We start from the raw sequence: 14,472 nt of genomic DNA, 5'->3' as shown, positions 1-14,472 counted from the left end.
TGCTGGACCGTGCCGGTAGAACCAAACGGCCGGCCGTCGAACCGACGCGTATGAGCGCCGACGCAGAGCGAACGGGAGTGCAGCGACCGATCCGGTGTCTCATCGCGAAGGTCGGTCTCGACGGCCACGACCGGGGGGCCCACGTCATCGCCCGCGCCTTCCGCGACGCCGGCTTCGAGGTGGTCTACTCCGGTCTCCACCGCTCGCCCGACGAGATCGTGCAGGCGGCGGTCCAGGAGGACGTCGACGTCCTCGGGATCTCGATCCTCTCGGGTGCGCACAACACGCTCGTCCCGAAGATCGTCGACGGGCTGCAGGCGTACGACGCCTTCGAGGACACGCTGTTCATCGTCGGCGGGATCATTCCCGAGGGCGACCGCGCCGGGCTCCGCGAGATGGGCGTCGCGGCGATTTTCGGTCCCGGAACGCCGATGGAAGAGACCGTCGAGTTCGTCCGCGAGAACGCCCCCCGGCGCGACTGATGGACGGGGACCGAAGCGGTCCGGGGGCTGACCGGGACGACACCGCGGCGGGGCAACGAGACGCCGTGACCGGCGAGGCTGGCGAAACCGGCGACGCAGCGACGGGCCGAGCCGACGCGGAGAGGGCGGCGCGGAACGAGCGTCTCGTCGACGCGCTGCTCGACGGGGACCACCGCGCGCTGGCGAGGGTCATCACCCGGATCGAGAACCGCGCGCCGGGCCACCGCGACCTCGTCTCGCGTCTGTATCCCCACACGGGCGGAACGGATATCGTCGGGGTCACCGGCAGCCCCGGCGCGGGGAAGTCGACGCTCGTCGACAAGCTGGCGGAGGCGTACCGCGACCGCGGCGACACCGTCGGCGTCGTCGCCGTCGACCCCGCGTCGCCGTACTCCGGCGGCTCCGTGCTCGGCGATCGGATCCGGATGGCCTCGACCGTCGGGGACATGGACGTCTTCTTCCGCTCGATGAGCGCGCGCGGGCAACTCGGCGGTCTCGCCGGTGCGACGACGGACGCCGTGACGGCACTCGACGCGTTCGGGAAGGACGTCGTCGTCGTCGAGACGGTCGGCGCCGGACAGAGCGAGGTGGACGTCGTCCGCGCCGCCGACACCGTCGCGGTCGTCGTCCAGCCCGGCAGCGGCGACGACATCCAGATGCTGAAGGCGGGTATTCTCGAGATCGGCGACGTCTTCGTCGTCAACAAGGCCGATATGGACGGCGCATCGCGGACCGTCGCGGAGCTCGAAGAGATGGTCCGCGGGCGGGACACCGGTGATGTCACGCCCCCCGAGACCGGCGCGTTCGCCTCGGCATCGGGGGGCGATCCCCCGAGATCGGAAGCAGGCGACTCCCCGAAATCGGCGGCGGGCGACTCGGGCGGAGAACGCGCCGGCGATCCCGGTTGGGTGCCGCCGGTCGTCGAGACCATCGCGACCACGGGAGCCGGTGTCGACGACCTCCTCGCGGCCTTCGACGCGCACGCGGACTACCTCGACCAGTCGGGGCGACGCGAGCAGCAGGCGCTGCGGCGGTACGCGGACGAGATCCGACAGCTCGTCCGGAGCGACGCCGCCGAACTCTTGGACGCCGAGATCCAGCGACGGGGCGGCGCGGACGCGCTCGCCCGAGCCGTTCTGGACCGGGAGACGGATCCGTACGCCGTCGCGGCCTCGATCATCGATCCGCTGCGGGAGTGTCTCGAAGAGCCCCCCGGTGAGGAACGATAGCGGGGCGCGACGATCGTTCGCCGCCCACGTGCCGCCCGAGCGACTTCCCAGTAGCCTGAAGGCCGCTGCTACCGTACGATCGCGTATGAGACGCAGTGTTGCCGCCGCCCTTGGAATCGCCGCGGGCACCGGCGCCGTCGCCCTCGCGAACGCCGCGCTCGAACGTCACCGCGACCCTCTCGAGCCCGCACTCGGCGGGGAACAGCGGACGTTCGAGTGGCGCGGGATCGACGTCCGGTACGCCGAGGCGGGCGACCCAGACGACCCGGACCTCGTACTCCTCCACGGTGTCAACGCGGCCGCCTCCAACGGCGAGTTCCGCGAGGTGTTCGAGAAGCTCGCCGCCGACTACCACGTGCTCGCGCCGGATCTGCCGGGGTTCGGCACGTCCGATCGGCCGCCGCTTCGGTACTCCGGAACGCTGTATGCGGAGTTCGTCCGGGACTTCCTCACTGTGGTCCCCGAGGAACCGTCGGTCGTCGCGTCCTCGCTGACGGCGGCCTACCTCGCCGATGTCGCCCCGAATCTCGACCTCGCGGGGGTCGTGCTTGTCTGTCCGACCGACCGCGGGGGCCCCGATCGGAACCTCCTCGCGCGGGAGCTGCTTCGCGCGCCGGTCGTCGGCGAGGCGCTGTATAATCTCATCGCCTCGAAGCCGTCGATCAGGTATTTCAACGCCGACCACGGGTACTACGACCTCGACCGCGTGAGCGAGGAGTGGATGGACTACGAGTGGCAGACGGCCCACCAGCCGAACGCGCGCTATGCGCCCGCGTCGTTCGTCAGCGGGTATCTCAACGCCGATCGCGACCTCGAGGAGACGCTCCCGGCGATCGACGCGCCGGTGACGCTGATCTGGGGACGTGAGGCCGACATCACGCCGCTCGCGCGCGGTCGCGAGCTCGCCGAGCGCGCCGACTGTCGGCTGGTCGTCTTCGACGATTCGAAGCTTCTGCCGCACGTGGAGTATCCCGATCAATTCGTCGACACCGTGCGCGCTGCACTCGATGACGCCTGAGTCGCCGGGGGCTCGCGGAACGGGAACCGCTGGGTCTTTTTCCCCAGCGGTCTACCGGTCGGTATGCGCCTTCAGGGCCTCCGGCGCGCGCGCACGGTCGCGACCCACCGACCCCGCGCGGGCGACGCCGACGACGCGACCGGAACCGACTGGGCGGAGGCGGGACCGTGATCGGTTCCGTCGTCGTCGCTGGCGACGGGAGTTCGATCGAGAGCGCCGTCGTCGACGCGCTGTCTGCGGTCGACGGCGCGGCGGTCGAGCGCGTCGCAGGCACCCCGCGCCACCAGCCCGACGCGAGCGGAGAGTCCCGATCCGACGAAACGCCGTTTCCGACCGACGCCGGCGACGCTGACGCACTCTTCGCCGTCGGCGAGGCCGGACTGCTGTCGCTGACCGCGTGGACGGGAGGATCGCTTCCCCCCGTCTTCCCGATCGATACGGGCGCCGGGCGCTACGATATCCCAGCGCCGGCGGTCGATCGGGCGGTCGACGCGTTCGCGAGCGGAACCTTCGAGACGGCCTCACATCCCATTTTGGACGTCGCCGTCGGCGGCGACGCCGCGGGGTCGGCGGTCGCCGACGTGACGCTGCTGACGACGGAGCCGGCCCGCATCTCGGAGTACAGCGTCGAGTCGCGGGACGGGTGGCGCGAAACCGTCCGGGCGGACGGCGTCGTGACGGCGACGCCGATCGGGAGTACCGGATACGCTCGCGCGGCCGGCGGGCCGCTTCTCGGCGCCGAGACGGGAGTCGTCACGGTTCCGATCTCACCGTACGCGATGCACGTGAGCCCGTGGGTGCATCATCTCCCGGTCTCTCTCTCGGTCGAACGCGACGAGGCGGCGGTGTCGCTGCTGCTCGACGACGACGTCGTCCGTCAGGTGCCGCCGGACGCACGCGTCGACGTGCGAGTCGGTCGCGAAGCGCCGGTCGTCCGCCCGCAGACGATCGGCGAGTGGTAAGCGAATTTGAGACTGCGGACGAGCCGCGGCCTGTCAGTGCCGAGACGCTCGCGAGGAGTGGGGCCGCGGGGCAGAACTCGCGGTCGTGGGCCGTTAGATGACCGAGTTCCAGAGCGGTTCGATGAGGAAGAACAGGCTCTGATAGCCCGCATACAGCAGTGCGAAGACCGACGCGCCGATCGCCGCGGTCGGTCGCTCGAGCGCTTTGCTCTTCGAGCGCGCCTCCACGCGCCGGGACTCGAACTCGAAGAAGTCCGAGATGAACACGGTGAGCGCGAGCACGGACATCACCATTCCGCCGTGCGGTTCGACGATCATGAAGAGGAACGAGGCGAGCACCAGTCCGAGCGTCGTCGCCGTGTGCGGGAGCCACCGGCGCAGCGCCTCGTCGTCGTCACCGGGGTCGGCCTGACTGCGATGGCGGCTGTGCTGAAGCAGTCGCGTCACGAGGTTCCCGAGCGCCAGCGCGAAGATAGCGAACGGGAGGACCGGCGCGAGGGCCTCCAGCGCGTCGAGCGGAACGAGGAACTGTAGCGGTTGCATACTCCACGTTGGGTGCAGGACTCATTAGAGTTTTTCCAATCCGACGCGTCGCGACGATGCGTCGGATCGGTCGAAAGCGAGACATCGGGAGTCGGATCGGATCGAGTGCGGCCGGAGCGGCGGCGAACGGCTCCGGACGGGGTGTTATTGTGCGCGCTCTTCGATGGCCTCGCTGGCCTGCCGGGCGACCGGGATGAGCACCCAGAACGTCAGCGCGCCGATGATCGCGAACCAGAAGAACATATCCATCAGGAGCACCCCGAGCGTGTCGAACATCGTCGCGGAGTCGGCCAGCTCTACGGGCGCGACGAGCTGCTGTTCGCTCTCGAAGCTCGGCGTCCGGTACCACCCGGCGAGCACCATCCACGCGAGCCCCGCGCCGGTGAAGATGCCCAGTCCTTTGATGAACTCGTCAGCCATTGTTGTTCGAACCTTCGCCGGAGTCCTCTTGAGAGTTTCCCATTCCGGGTGCGCGAAACCGAGTCCCGATGACGTAGACGCCGGCGCCGAGCGCGATACTCGCGAGTCCGAGCGCGGCGAAGAGCGTACTCAACAGACCATCGGCGATGTCGAGACCGACGAGCGCGAACACGCCGCGGACGGCGTTACCGAGGAAACTCACGTTCAACGTCGCCGCATCGAGCAGCATAAAGCCGAACACGACGCTGATCACTGCGATGAGCGTCGAAAAGACGGTGACGACCTTATACAGCGGCATCGGGACGACGACGTCGCGCCCCCGTTCCCTCTTCGGGCCCCGATCCGTGGACGCCGGCCGGTCGAGGTCGCCTGACGACGTCGATTCGGTTGATCTCGACTCGTCCCCGTCTGCCAACGGGACAGTCTCGTCCGAGCGCGACGGATCCGCGCCCTCGTCGGCGACGTCCCCACTCGTGGCGTTCCTGTCTGTCATTGTCGGAAGTGGGGTCGCGTGGGGATCTGTGAGCCTGAAGAGCGTATCTGCGGCGGATTATTTCGGCGGCCGAAGCCGGTAGTACCGCCGGTTGAGGTCGTACATATACCCCTCGCGCATCGTCTTCAGCACCGCCCACGTGATGAACCCGGCCACGATGGGCAGGAGGAACGTCAGGTCGAAGGCGAGGTGGACGTTCATCGGCAGCAGGTTCTTCGCGGAGTAGACGCTGATCGTGAGCGCGAAGATGACGCCGCCGACGCCGACGGCCGCCCAGAAGGGCTGCTCGACGGGGCGGCGCGCGCTCCCCTTGTTGAGGAACGGCACGATGGCGATGATCCCGACGACGACGAGGTTCGCGACCACGCCGTAGGTCCGGTCGGCCATCAGCTTCTGGCCGCCGAGGATCGACAGTTCGGGGTTGAGCGGACCGAGCTTGAGCAGGCCGAACGACCAGTAGAGATACCAGTCCGGCAGGATGATCGCGGGCGTGCTCGAGGGGTTCGCCGGGTCGCCGATGTGCGGCGGGAGCGTCGCGGACAGGAACAGCAGCATCCCCACGAAGAAGCTCGCGATCGCGAGGTTTCGGATGATCTCGTGGGGCCACGTCGGGAACGCGAGCACGTCGCGTTCGACGTAGTCAGACTCCTGTCTGAGGTCTTGGTCTTCGCGGCGGGCGCGCTCGAAGTACTCGTACGTGAGCCGGGAGAGGCCCTGCGTGCGTTCTTTGCGCTCGCGCCACGTGGGCGTCTCGTCGTCCGGAGCGACGATACCGCTGCCGTCGGTGCGAACGTCGTCGGTGGGGGTGTCTTCGTCGGTCATAGATCTAGTGGGGTTCCGCGATGCCCTGCACCCAGACGATGCCGATGTGGATGGCGATGAGCGCCGTCACCACGAACGGGAGCAGGAACACGTGGAGTATGTACATCCGCTGTAGCGTCGCCTGACTCAGCGAGAAGCCGCCGAACAGCAGCTGTGCGGCCCACTCGCCGGCGAGCGGGACCGAGAGCGCCATCTCGACGCCGATCTGTCCCGCCCAGAAGGCGAGCTGGTCCCAGGGGAGCAGGTAGCCTGTGTACCCGAAGACCATCGTCAGGCTGATCAGCACGATCCCGAGGAGCCAGTTCAACTCGCGCGGCTCCTTGTACGCGCCGGTGAAGTACACGCGGAGCATGTGGAGGAACACCGCGGCGACCATCACCTGCGCCGACCACCGATGGATCGAGCGGAGCATAAAGCCGAACTGGAGGTCCCGCATAATGAACGCGATGCTGTCGTAGGCGACGGTGGCTTCGGCCGCGGCGGCGTTCGACGGGGCGTAGTAGAAGCCTAACAGCGCCCCGGATATCGCCGCGACGACGTACGCGAGCGTCGAGAACAGCCCCAGCGTGTACAGCGGGTACCAGTACCAGAACTTGTTGTCGAGGTTGTACTGTTCGGTGTGACTCTTCGGCATCTGGAGGTTGACCCGGTAGTAGAGGGTCTCCATAAGCTCCAGGTAGTCGACGATGCGGAGCCGCTTGTCCAGCCAGATGAGCGTCGTGAGGAACGTCGACTCCACGGGAGTCAACTCCTTTTCTTTCATCCAGCCTTCGTGGTCGTACTCGTCTTTCTTTTCGAGGCTCATTGTTATCGCTTGTAGTACGGGTAGATCGCGTGTTTGACGTGGTCCCACGCGCCGTCAGCGAACGGCACGCCGTCGACGTCTTCCTCGCGGACGTAGAGATCTTCCCACTTCCGACGTCGCTTCTTGACGATCACGACGTCCGGCAGGAACTCTTTGCGGTACAGCGCGAGGATGAAGGCCAGATCGACGAAGATGACGGCCAACACCGCCCCGAGGTACATGTTCCCCGTGTCGGAGAGGCCCCATCCCGAGAGGAGCCCGTACGTGAACAGGAACACGAACACGACCTCGATGATCGTGAGCAGGACGATGGCGATCGCCGCCGCCGTGCTCTCGCGCGCCGGTTCGTACCGATGGATGTCGCCGTAGGTGCTGCCACTCGATGACATCAGTCGTTCCTCCCGGTCCCCGTGTGGGGCGATTCACCGTACTTCAGGATGTAGAACGTGAAAATGACCGTCACGAGGATCCCGAGGATGGTGGCGGCGCCGACCCAGTGTGCGTGGATCGGAACGCCGAGGTCGTGCAGTTCCTTCTCGCCGCCGCCTCCGCCGCCGGCGGGTTCGGGGTTCTCGACGACCTCGATGGTGGCCTCCATCCCGGCGCTCCGGTGGGGGTCACAGTAGTAGTCGTAGGTGCCGAGGGTCTCGAAGGTGTGACTGTAGGTGAAGCCGGTGTTCTCGATCGGCTCGTGTCCCTCCCAGTTCGCCCCTTCGGGTTGGTTCTCGACGACGATGTTGTGGTTGTCGGAGTCCCAGACGAACTCCACGGTCGTTCCGGGAGCGATCTGCAGCGCCTCCTCGGTACCCGGTTCGTACACCAGAGAGCCGCCGGGGCCGACGACGACCTCGACCGTCTCGCCGCCTCCACCCCCGCCGCCGTCGCTCCCGGTCCCCGTGCCCGTGCCCGTGCCCGTTCCGGTTGCCGTGCCGGTGGCTGTGCCGCCCGAGGTCTCCGTCTCCTGGGCGGTGCCGAGCCCGGCGGTGGCAGAGGCCGTCGCGGCGGCAGCAGGGACGCTCGCTGCTCGCAGAAAGTCCCGCCTCTTCATACACGTCGATGTGAGGATGGAACGCGCTTAAACCCACCGACTCACCCCTCACAGCCGTCGTTGCCGTTGCGGCCTATTGCCCCCGCTCAGCGGGATTTTCGCCTGTGTTCCCACCGGCGTCAGCGGCGGCGTCAGTGTCGGCGTCAGCGGCGGCGTCAGCGGCGGCGTCAGCGGCGGCGTCGGTATCCCCGTGGATGCCCTGATCCGAGAGCACGTCCGGGCGGTCGTCGCCGGCGACGTCGAGCGCGCGGAGCCGGTTGCGGAACTCCTCGGCTCGAAAGCGATCGGAGAGGCGCGCGTTCGCCACGACGACGAAGAGGAAGAAGCCGATCAAGAGGAATCCGAGCGCGGCGATCGGCGCGACGATCGTCGATAGCGACGGGAGCGCAATCCACGCGACCACGAGCCCGACTCCCACGAGAATCTGTGCGGCGGCGACGACCTGCAGCATCAGGTTGCCGAGTTGGCCGCTCCCCTCGACGACCTCGTCCGGCTCCGGCAGCGAGGCGTCTTCGGGGGCTTCCATCAGATCGTACTGCTCCATCGAGCAGAGCGCGACCGTCGGTTTGACGTCGCGGAGGACGGTTCCCTCGCCCTCGACGCTCCCGTCGGCGTAGATGACCGCATAGCCCTCGTCGGAGTAGGCGACGACGCGGTCTTCGCCGTCGTCGACGCGCTCGATTATCGCGAATATCTCGCGGATCGCGACGCGGGCGTTCAGCTCCTGTTCGACGCGGTCGAGGAGCTCCTCCCCGACGATCCACGTCTCGGGGTCGAAGGCGGCCTCCCACTCTTCGAGACTCATCTCGGCCATGTCCTCGGGGCCGAAGTTCTCGAAGTCGTAGGTCTCTTCGACCCGCTCTCTGAGCGCGTCGACGTCGTCGGGGGCGTCGTCGGAACCGCTTTCGGGGGCTTCCCCGCGCCCCTCGGGGCCAGACGAGCCCGCGCGGCGGTCCGCGGCGTACGACTCCTCGGAGGACTCCGTCATTTCCCGACCTTTGGGGCGGCACGCTCCTTAGGGTAACGGTTCTCCCGGTCGACCGACTCCGTCTCGTGGCCTCTCGGGGGAGCGCGCGCCAACGCGGACCCCGCCGAAACGTCGAGTGACCTCTTCGATCGACGGGAAGCCGGGCACTTTACCCGAGAGGGATCCCTACCCCGACCGATGGTATCTGATTCGGCCATCGCGACGGCCGCCGCGCTGATGGTCTCTGCGAGCCTCCCGTTCTACCTTTACGGCGCGTGGATAATGATCGACGCCGACGTCGTCACCTGGGACGTCCTCGTGTATCACCTCGCGTTCATCGTCCCGGGGCTCGTTCTCAACACGATCCCCGTCCTCGCGTGGATGCTCCCCCGACTCCTCGATCAGCTCGGCGGCGTGATCGTCCTCCACGCGATCTTGGGGCTGCAGGCGTACGCGCTATTGGGGCTCGCGTTGACCGGAATCGTCCGGATCTTACAGGTGAAACGGGACGCCAACCTCTACGACGATCCGGCCCAAGACGTCGACCTGAACGATCTCCACCCGAATATGAGCGCCTGGCGCGGGCGACTCCGCGCCGGCGTCTTCGGCTACGTCATCTTCTGGTTTCTCGCGTGGCTCCTCGGACTGTATCAGTACCTCGGGCAGTACGTACTGGGGTGATCAGCGAGTCCGCGCCGGATCTGACTGTCCGCTCCCGTCTCACTCCCACGCCTCGCCGGACGCGAGGTCGACGTCGCCGTCGAGTTTCGAGGACGGACAGACGTCTTCGAGCACGCAGTCACCACAGTCGGGATTCCGGGCGGTACAGACCGCGCGCCCGTGACTGATGAGCAGGTGCGTGAACTGCTGCCAGTCGGACTCGGGGACCACCTCCATCAGTGCCCGCTCGATCTTCGTCGGCGTCTCCTCCGCGGTGATCCCCAGTCGGCGCGAGATCCGCTGGACGTGCGTGTCGACGACGATGCCCTCGACGACGTCGTGACCGTGCTGGAGGACAACGTTCGCGGTCTTGCGACCGACGCCGGAGAGCGCCGTGAGCTCGGCCATCGTGTCGGGGACCTCGCCGCCGTGCTCGGCCAGCAGCGTCTCGCCGATCGACTGCAGATAGCCCGCCTTGTTGTTGTGGAACGTGATGCCGTAGATGTCGTCTGCGAGCTCCTCCTCGTCGGCCGCGGCGTAGTCCTCGGCGCTCCGGTACTTCTCGAAGAGGTCCGACGTCACCTGATTCACCCGCTCGTCGGTGCACTGCGCCGAGAGGACGACGGCGACGAGCAGCTCCAGCCGGTTCGAGTAGCGCAGCGATATCGTCGAGTCCGGATACTCCTCGTAGAGACGGTCGAGAACCTCCGCGACCTGTGTCTCGCGATCGGAACGCGGCGTGCCCATACCCGGCCGTCGTCGCGGTCGGTGTTGAGTGGTTCGGCTTCGATCGCTCGCCCAGCCCGCCCGGCCACCGCATACTGGTTATTCTCGGCTTGTCCAGGCGGTCGCCGACCCCGTTGGCGGCGATCACCGGTGAGAGTCGAGAACGATCAGCGTCAGTCGTCCGCTGCCTCCATAGCCGCGAGTGACGCGTCGTCGGCGCGCTCGACCGACGAGCGGTTGGTCGTCGGGTCCTTCTCGACGGTCACGAGGTCGTCGGCGGCCGCGACGAGCTCGTCGTCGTGACTGACGATCAGGATCTGGTTCACCCCGAGGCTCCGCATCTCCTCGACGAGGTCGACCAACCGCGAGACGTGTCCGGAGTCCAGAAACACCGTCGGCTCGTCGAGGATGAGCGGCGGCATCGGCGCCGAGCCCTCGATCCCCTCCGCCAGGAGTCGATAGATCGCACACCGCAGCGAGAGGTTGAAGAGCGCCCGCTCGCCGCCGGAGAGCTGCTCCGGTTCCAGTGCGGTCCCGTCCTTCTGGAACACCGTCAGTTCGTACTCGCCGTCGAGGCGGATCCGCGAGTAGGCGTCGTTGCCGTAGACCAGCTCGAACGTCTCGTTAAGCATCCGTTCGAGCGTCTCGACGTTCCGCTGGCGAAGCTCCGCGCGCAGGTCGCCGTAGGTCGATTCGAGCGTCGAGATCTCCTCGTGCAGCGACTCCAAGTCGCCGACGCGCTCGGCGAGCCGTTCGCGGTCCGCGCGCAGGTCCTCCAACTGCGAGAGCTCGCCCTCGACGCTCCCGATACCGCTCTGGAGTTCGTCGCGCCGCTCGCGGAGTTCCTGCAGTTTCACCGCGACGTCTTCGAGGTACTCCTCGGCGTCGGCCTTGTCGTCCTTCGCGTCCTCGATCCGCGACTCGTCGATCGACTCCGCGAGATCGGACCGGCGCTCGCGCTTCTCCGCGAGGAACTCACGTCGCTCGTCGTTTCGGTCCGCGAGGTCCTCGCGTCGCTCTCTGAAGCGGTCGATCCGGCCCGCCTCATCGTCGATCTCCGCCCGGAGCTCCTCGACCCGCTCGAGCCTCTCGCGCGCGGAATCGATATCAGAGAGCTCCGCCTCCAGCGACTCGACGCGCGAGTCCGCCTCGTCGGCCGCCTCGCGCTGCGCCTCGGCCGCGTCGCGTTTTTCTGTCGCCTGTTCGTCGAGTTCAGCGGCCCCCTCACGGAGCGATTCGGCCTCCGATCTCCGTTCCCGCGCCGTCTCCCGGGCGTCCTCGATGCGGTCGTCGATCAGCGAGCGCTTCTCGCGAAGCGCTTCGAGCCGGGTCTCCGCCGCCGCGAGCGACTCGGCCGTCTCGAGGGACGCCTCCAGTTCGTCGCGGCGCTCGCACAGCGCGTCGACGTCGCGTTCGAGCGATTCGATCTCTGATTCGTACTCGCCGATGGCGTCGACGTGCGGCGACCCCTCGACCGGCTGTCCGCACTCGGGGCACTTCCCCTCGTCGCGGAGCGTTCTGGCCTCCTCGAGGCGCTCCCGAACGGACGACAGCTCCGCTCGCGCGTCGGCGAGGTCGTCTCTGACCGCCTGCCGGTCGGCCTGCACCGACTCGCGATGTGCCTCCGCCTCGCCGACCTCGACCGGCGAATCCGCGAACCGATCGCGGAGCGTTTGGCGCTCGCTGTCGACCTCCTCGCGTTCGGCCGTCCGCTCTTCGACCCGCTCCTCGGCCGACTCCGCCGACGATTCCGCCTCGGCGGCGCGGTCGCGTTTCTCCGCGGCGCGCGATTCGAACTCCTCGGCTCGCTCTCGCAGCTTCTCGGCCTGGTTCGACAGCATCGTCGCGCGACGGCGCGCGTCCTGCAGGTCCTCGCGGACCGTCGCCTCCTCGTCATCGAGCGTCTCCCGGCGATCGTCGATCGCGGCCTCGTCGACGCCATCGACGCCGGCCGCGTCGAGGTCGGTCTCCGCGAGCGCCGCCGCGAGGTCGCCTTCGAGCGCGTCGATCCGCTCGCGCGCGTCGACGATCTCGTCTCGCAGTTCCGCCCGCGTCGATTCGTCGGCGCTGATCGTCTCGCGCAACGTTTCGATGTCGGCGTCGAGGTCCTCGAGCGTCTCTCGGGTCTCCTCGTACGACGCGAGGATCTCCGCTGCGTCCTCCAGTGTGTCCTCGGCTCGCGATTGGTTCCCCTCGAAGCGTTCGATCTCTGAGTCGACCGACGCGAGTTCTGTTTCCAACCCGTTCAGCCGCTCGTGAAGGTCCGCGTCCTCCTTGGCCTCGATCTGTGAGTCGAGCTTCGAGAGGGCCCCGCGCCGTTCGGAGAGGACGTCCTCGACGCCGAGTCGCGCCTGCCCGGCGCGATCGCGGTACTCCTCCAGTTTGCCGAGTTGGAGGAGGTCGTCGATGGTGTCCTGTCGCTCCGTCGGCGTGGCGTTGATCAGCTTGTTCACTTCGCCCTGCCGGACGTACGCGCAGTTGACGAACGCCTCCGCGTCCATCCGGAGGAGGTCGGCGACGAACGCCCGGACGTCGGTGGCGCCGTCGACCGCGACGTCGGGACCCTCCAGCGTGCAACTGGCCGTCTGCATCCGCTCGCCCGACCGGCGCAACCGACGTTCGATGCGGAAAGCCTCGCCCTCGTGGACGAACTCGAGCGTCACCTCCGCCTCGTCCTCGCCGGTCGTCACGACGTCGTCGAGCGTCTCGTCGAGGGCGCGAGCCCCGTAGAGCGCGAAGAAGCACGCTTCGAGCAGTGACGACTTGCCGCTGCCGTTCAGCCCGTGGATGACCGTCACGCCGTCCCGGAGGTCGAGCTCCGCGTCGGCGTACGGCTTGAAGTTGCGGAGTCCGATGCGCTCGAACCGCATTCAGAAGTCCCCCATCGTGACCTGCGTGTCGCTCGCGTCCGTCTCCGCCGTCCCGTCCGAGCCGCGCTCCGCGCCGGCGTCGCTCGCGTCGGTATCGCCGTCGCCCGCGCTGTTTCCCGCGTCCTCGACAGCACCGGCGCCGGGTACGCCGTCGCCGCCGTCCCCATCCTCGGATTCGGCGTCGGCGTCGTCCCCGGATTCAGCGTCGCCCCCGTCCTCGGACTCGACATCGGTGTCGGCTCCGGACTCCGAGCCGGTGTCGCCGTCGGCGTCACGCGCCCCACCGACGTCGGGCGCCGGCTCGAACGCGTCCGAGTCCCCGTCGACGAGTTCGGAGACGCGAGCGTTGACGGTCTCGCGGACGTTCGACTCGGAGACCTTGCTCGCGCGGATCGTCTCGTCGACGTCGAGCGCGGCCGAGGAGAGCCCGAGCTCTCGGACCCGCGCCTCGACCGCGTCGTCGGGGTCGGCGAATGAGACGTCGATCTCCGCGTCGACCTCGCGCTCGCGGCGGTCGGTGACGCGCGCGACGAGCGCGCCGCGCTCGGTGAGGTACTCCTCGATGGCAGCGGGCGTCACCGGCTCGCCCTCGCCAGTCACCTCGACGACGACCACCGCGTCCGCGACCTCGCGCTGGCGGATCTGCTCGCGGACGCGCTCCGGTCCCTCGCCCGCGGCCAACTCCACCGAGACGAACTCGAACGGGCGGGTCGCGAGGGTCCGCCGGCGGATGTCCACCGCCGCGCCGGATTCGCCGCTCGCGCCGAACGTCACGAGGTTGTACCCGCGCGCGTCCTCCTCGGCGGCGCTGGCCCGCTCGGTCGACCCGCAGTAGGTGACCCACGTGTCGTTCACCGTCTCGATCCCGGGCGCGTGGTTGTCCCCCAAGAGGACCGCGTCGAAGTCGACGTTCGAGCTCTCGAGCACCGTCTCCGTCTCCCAGTCGGCGTGCGCGAACGGCGTGAACAGCCCGTGGCTCACGAGCGCGGCGTGCTCGCAGTCGTGCGGCTCGAAGTCGTATTCGAGGTCGTCCCGGCGGGACCGCGGGACGTGATCGAGGCCGTAGAACGCCGTCTCACCGACGACTCGCGGCTCGAACCCGAGTCGCTCGCCGAGGCCGAGGTCCTCGAAGAGGTCGAGCCACTGGCCGCCGCGCGTCGACTCGTGGTTGCCCACGACCGCGAGAAACGGGATGTCGGCATCGCGAAGCCGTCGGAGCACTCGAATCGTCCCGAGGAGATCCGGGAGTTCGGGCCGGCGGTCGTGAAACAGGTCCCCCGCGTGGATCACGGCGTCGACGTCGTCGGCGACGGCGTCTTCGATCACCCGCTCGAACGCGTCGAGGAAATCCGCGCGACGCGTCGGCGAGTGATACTGCCGATACCCGAGGTGGGTGTCGCCGGTGTGGATCACCCGTGTCATCTGTC

16 protein-coding genes are annotated in these 14,472 nt (G+C 68.1%); 5 read left to right on the top strand and 11 right to left on the bottom strand.

The genetic code is table 11. The features are described 5' to 3' along the window. The first annotated feature begins 50 nt into the window (after positions 1-50). The 4 genes from ACT3HL_RS07715 to ACT3HL_RS07700 all read left to right on the top strand — a co-directional run bounded on the left by ACT3HL_RS07715 (position 51) and on the right by ACT3HL_RS07700 (position 3,691). A complete protein-coding gene (locus ACT3HL_RS07715) occupies positions 51-482 on the top strand; it encodes a cobalamin-dependent protein (protein ID WP_445086243.1) in 432 nt (143 codons plus the stop codon). Next, positions 482-1,711: a methylmalonyl Co-A mutase-associated GTPase MeaB gene (meaB, locus tag ACT3HL_RS07710; protein WP_445086242.1), complete on the top strand. Its 1,230-nt coding sequence runs from the start codon at positions 482-484 to the stop codon at positions 1,709-1,711. The genes ACT3HL_RS07715 and meaB overlap by 1 nt, the downstream gene beginning before the upstream one ends. Before the next feature lie 85 nt (positions 1,712-1,796). Continuing rightward, a complete protein-coding gene (locus ACT3HL_RS07705) occupies positions 1,797-2,729 on the top strand; it encodes an alpha/beta fold hydrolase (RefSeq protein WP_445086241.1) in 933 nt (310 codons plus the stop codon). Between the two features lie 167 nt (positions 2,730-2,896). Further along, complete coding sequence (locus ACT3HL_RS07700) at positions 2,897-3,691, top strand: NAD(+)/NADH kinase (RefSeq protein WP_445086240.1); 795 nt, start codon at positions 2,897-2,899, stop codon at positions 3,689-3,691. A gap of 93 nt (positions 3,692-3,784) precedes the next feature. Here the strand turns inward: ACT3HL_RS07700 and ACT3HL_RS07695 are convergent, their stop codons facing one another. From ACT3HL_RS07695 to ACT3HL_RS07660, 8 genes are all read right to left on the bottom strand, one after another. Next, positions 3,785-4,234: a DUF7313 family protein gene (locus tag ACT3HL_RS07695; RefSeq protein WP_445086239.1), complete on the bottom strand. Its 450-nt coding sequence runs from the start codon at positions 4,232-4,234 to the stop codon at positions 3,785-3,787. Positions 4,235-4,378: 144 nt separating this feature from the next. After that, a complete protein-coding gene (locus tag ACT3HL_RS07690; RefSeq protein ID WP_445086238.1) occupies positions 4,379-4,654 on the bottom strand; it encodes a DUF7314 family protein in 276 nt (91 codons plus the stop codon). Further along, entirely contained in the window at positions 4,647-5,069 is a 423-nt protein-coding gene (locus ACT3HL_RS07685) for a DUF7315 family membrane protein (RefSeq protein ID WP_445086497.1), read from the bottom strand. The genes ACT3HL_RS07690 and ACT3HL_RS07685 overlap by 8 nt, the downstream gene beginning before the upstream one ends. 135 nt (positions 5,070-5,204) lie before the next feature. Then, positions 5,205-5,969 (bottom strand): cytochrome bc complex cytochrome b subunit, encoded by a 765-nt coding sequence (locus tag ACT3HL_RS07680; RefSeq protein ID WP_445086237.1) that lies wholly within the window; start codon positions 5,967-5,969, stop codon positions 5,205-5,207. A 4-nt stretch (positions 5,970-5,973) separates the two neighbouring features. Continuing rightward, positions 5,974-6,774 carry a cytochrome b N-terminal domain-containing protein gene (locus ACT3HL_RS07675; RefSeq protein WP_445086236.1) on the bottom strand — a complete coding sequence of 267 codons (801 nt, stop codon included), beginning with the start codon at positions 6,772-6,774 and terminating at the stop codon, positions 5,974-5,976. A gap of 2 nt (positions 6,775-6,776) precedes the next feature. After that, positions 6,777-7,163 (bottom strand): DUF7318 family protein, encoded by a 387-nt coding sequence (locus tag ACT3HL_RS07670; RefSeq protein WP_445086235.1) that lies wholly within the window; start codon positions 7,161-7,163, stop codon positions 6,777-6,779. After that, positions 7,163-7,822, bottom strand: a complete 660-nt coding sequence (locus tag ACT3HL_RS07665; protein WP_445086234.1) for a plastocyanin/azurin family copper-binding protein — start codon at positions 7,820-7,822, stop codon at positions 7,163-7,165. The genes ACT3HL_RS07670 and ACT3HL_RS07665 overlap by 1 nt, the downstream gene beginning before the upstream one ends. Positions 7,823-7,895: 73 nt before the next feature. After that, entirely contained in the window at positions 7,896-8,810 is a 915-nt protein-coding gene (locus tag ACT3HL_RS07660; RefSeq protein ID WP_445086233.1) for a DUF7319 domain-containing protein, read from the bottom strand. 177 nt (positions 8,811-8,987) lie between these two features. Between ACT3HL_RS07660 and ACT3HL_RS07655 the strand changes: the two genes are divergently transcribed. Then, complete coding sequence (locus ACT3HL_RS07655; RefSeq protein WP_445086232.1) at positions 8,988-9,470, top strand: DUF7321 family protein; 483 nt, start codon at positions 8,988-8,990, stop codon at positions 9,468-9,470. Positions 9,471-9,509: 39 nt separating this feature from the next. Here the strand turns inward: ACT3HL_RS07655 and nth are convergent, their stop codons facing one another. The 3 genes from nth to mre11 all read right to left on the bottom strand — a co-directional run bounded on the left by nth (position 9,510) and on the right by mre11 (position 14,467). Next, positions 9,510-10,196 (bottom strand): endonuclease III, encoded by a 687-nt coding sequence (gene nth, locus ACT3HL_RS07650; RefSeq protein WP_445086231.1) that lies wholly within the window; start codon positions 10,194-10,196, stop codon positions 9,510-9,512. A 152-nt stretch (positions 10,197-10,348) separates the two neighbouring features. Beyond that, positions 10,349-13,045 (bottom strand): DNA double-strand break repair ATPase Rad50, encoded by a 2,697-nt coding sequence (gene rad50 / locus ACT3HL_RS07645; protein ID WP_445086230.1) that lies wholly within the window; start codon positions 13,043-13,045, stop codon positions 10,349-10,351. Next, positions 13,046-14,467 (bottom strand): DNA double-strand break repair protein Mre11, encoded by a 1,422-nt coding sequence (mre11, locus tag ACT3HL_RS07640; RefSeq protein ID WP_445086229.1) that lies wholly within the window; start codon positions 14,465-14,467, stop codon positions 13,046-13,048. It lies immediately after the preceding gene. Positions 14,468-14,472: the final 5 nt, after the last annotated feature.

The sequence above is a fragment of the Halobellus sp. GM3 genome, assembly GCF_052545375.1.
Note: the sequence above shows the minus strand (reverse complement) of the source record. Positions and strands in the feature narration are given on the sequence as shown.

Coding starts and splice junctions, on each gene's coding strand:
- ACT3HL_RS07715 (WP_445086243.1), top strand. CDS start 51: ATGAGCGCCGACGCAGAGCGAACGGGAGTGCAGCGACCGATCCGGTGT.
- meaB (WP_445086242.1), top strand. CDS start 482: ATGGACGGGGACCGAAGCGGTCCGGGGGCTGACCGGGACGACACCGCG.
- ACT3HL_RS07705 (WP_445086241.1), top strand. CDS start 1,797: ATGAGACGCAGTGTTGCCGCCGCCCTTGGAATCGCCGCGGGCACCGGC.
- ACT3HL_RS07695 (WP_445086239.1), bottom strand. CDS start 4,234: ATGCAACCGCTACAGTTCCTCGTTCCGCTCGACGCGCTGGAGGCCCTC.
- ACT3HL_RS07690 (WP_445086238.1), bottom strand. CDS start 4,654: ATGGCTGACGAGTTCATCAAAGGACTGGGCATCTTCACCGGCGCGGGG.
- ACT3HL_RS07680 (WP_445086237.1), bottom strand. CDS start 5,969: ATGACCGACGAAGACACCCCCACCGACGACGTTCGCACCGACGGCAGC.
- ACT3HL_RS07675 (WP_445086236.1), bottom strand. CDS start 6,774: ATGAGCCTCGAAAAGAAAGACGAGTACGACCACGAAGGCTGGATGAAA.
- ACT3HL_RS07670 (WP_445086235.1), bottom strand. CDS start 7,163: ATGTCATCGAGTGGCAGCACCTACGGCGACATCCATCGGTACGAACCG.
- ACT3HL_RS07665 (WP_445086234.1), bottom strand. CDS start 7,822: ATGAAGAGGCGGGACTTTCTGCGAGCAGCGAGCGTCCCTGCTGCCGCC.
- ACT3HL_RS07660 (WP_445086233.1), bottom strand. CDS start 8,810: ATGACGGAGTCCTCCGAGGAGTCGTACGCCGCGGACCGCCGCGCGGGC.
- ACT3HL_RS07655 (WP_445086232.1), top strand. CDS start 8,988: ATGGTATCTGATTCGGCCATCGCGACGGCCGCCGCGCTGATGGTCTCT.
- nth (WP_445086231.1), bottom strand. CDS start 10,196: ATGGGCACGCCGCGTTCCGATCGCGAGACACAGGTCGCGGAGGTTCTC.
- rad50 (WP_445086230.1), bottom strand. CDS start 13,045: ATGCGGTTCGAGCGCATCGGACTCCGCAACTTCAAGCCGTACGCCGAC.
- mre11 (WP_445086229.1), bottom strand. CDS start 14,467: ATGACACGGGTGATCCACACCGGCGACACCCACCTCGGGTATCGGCAG.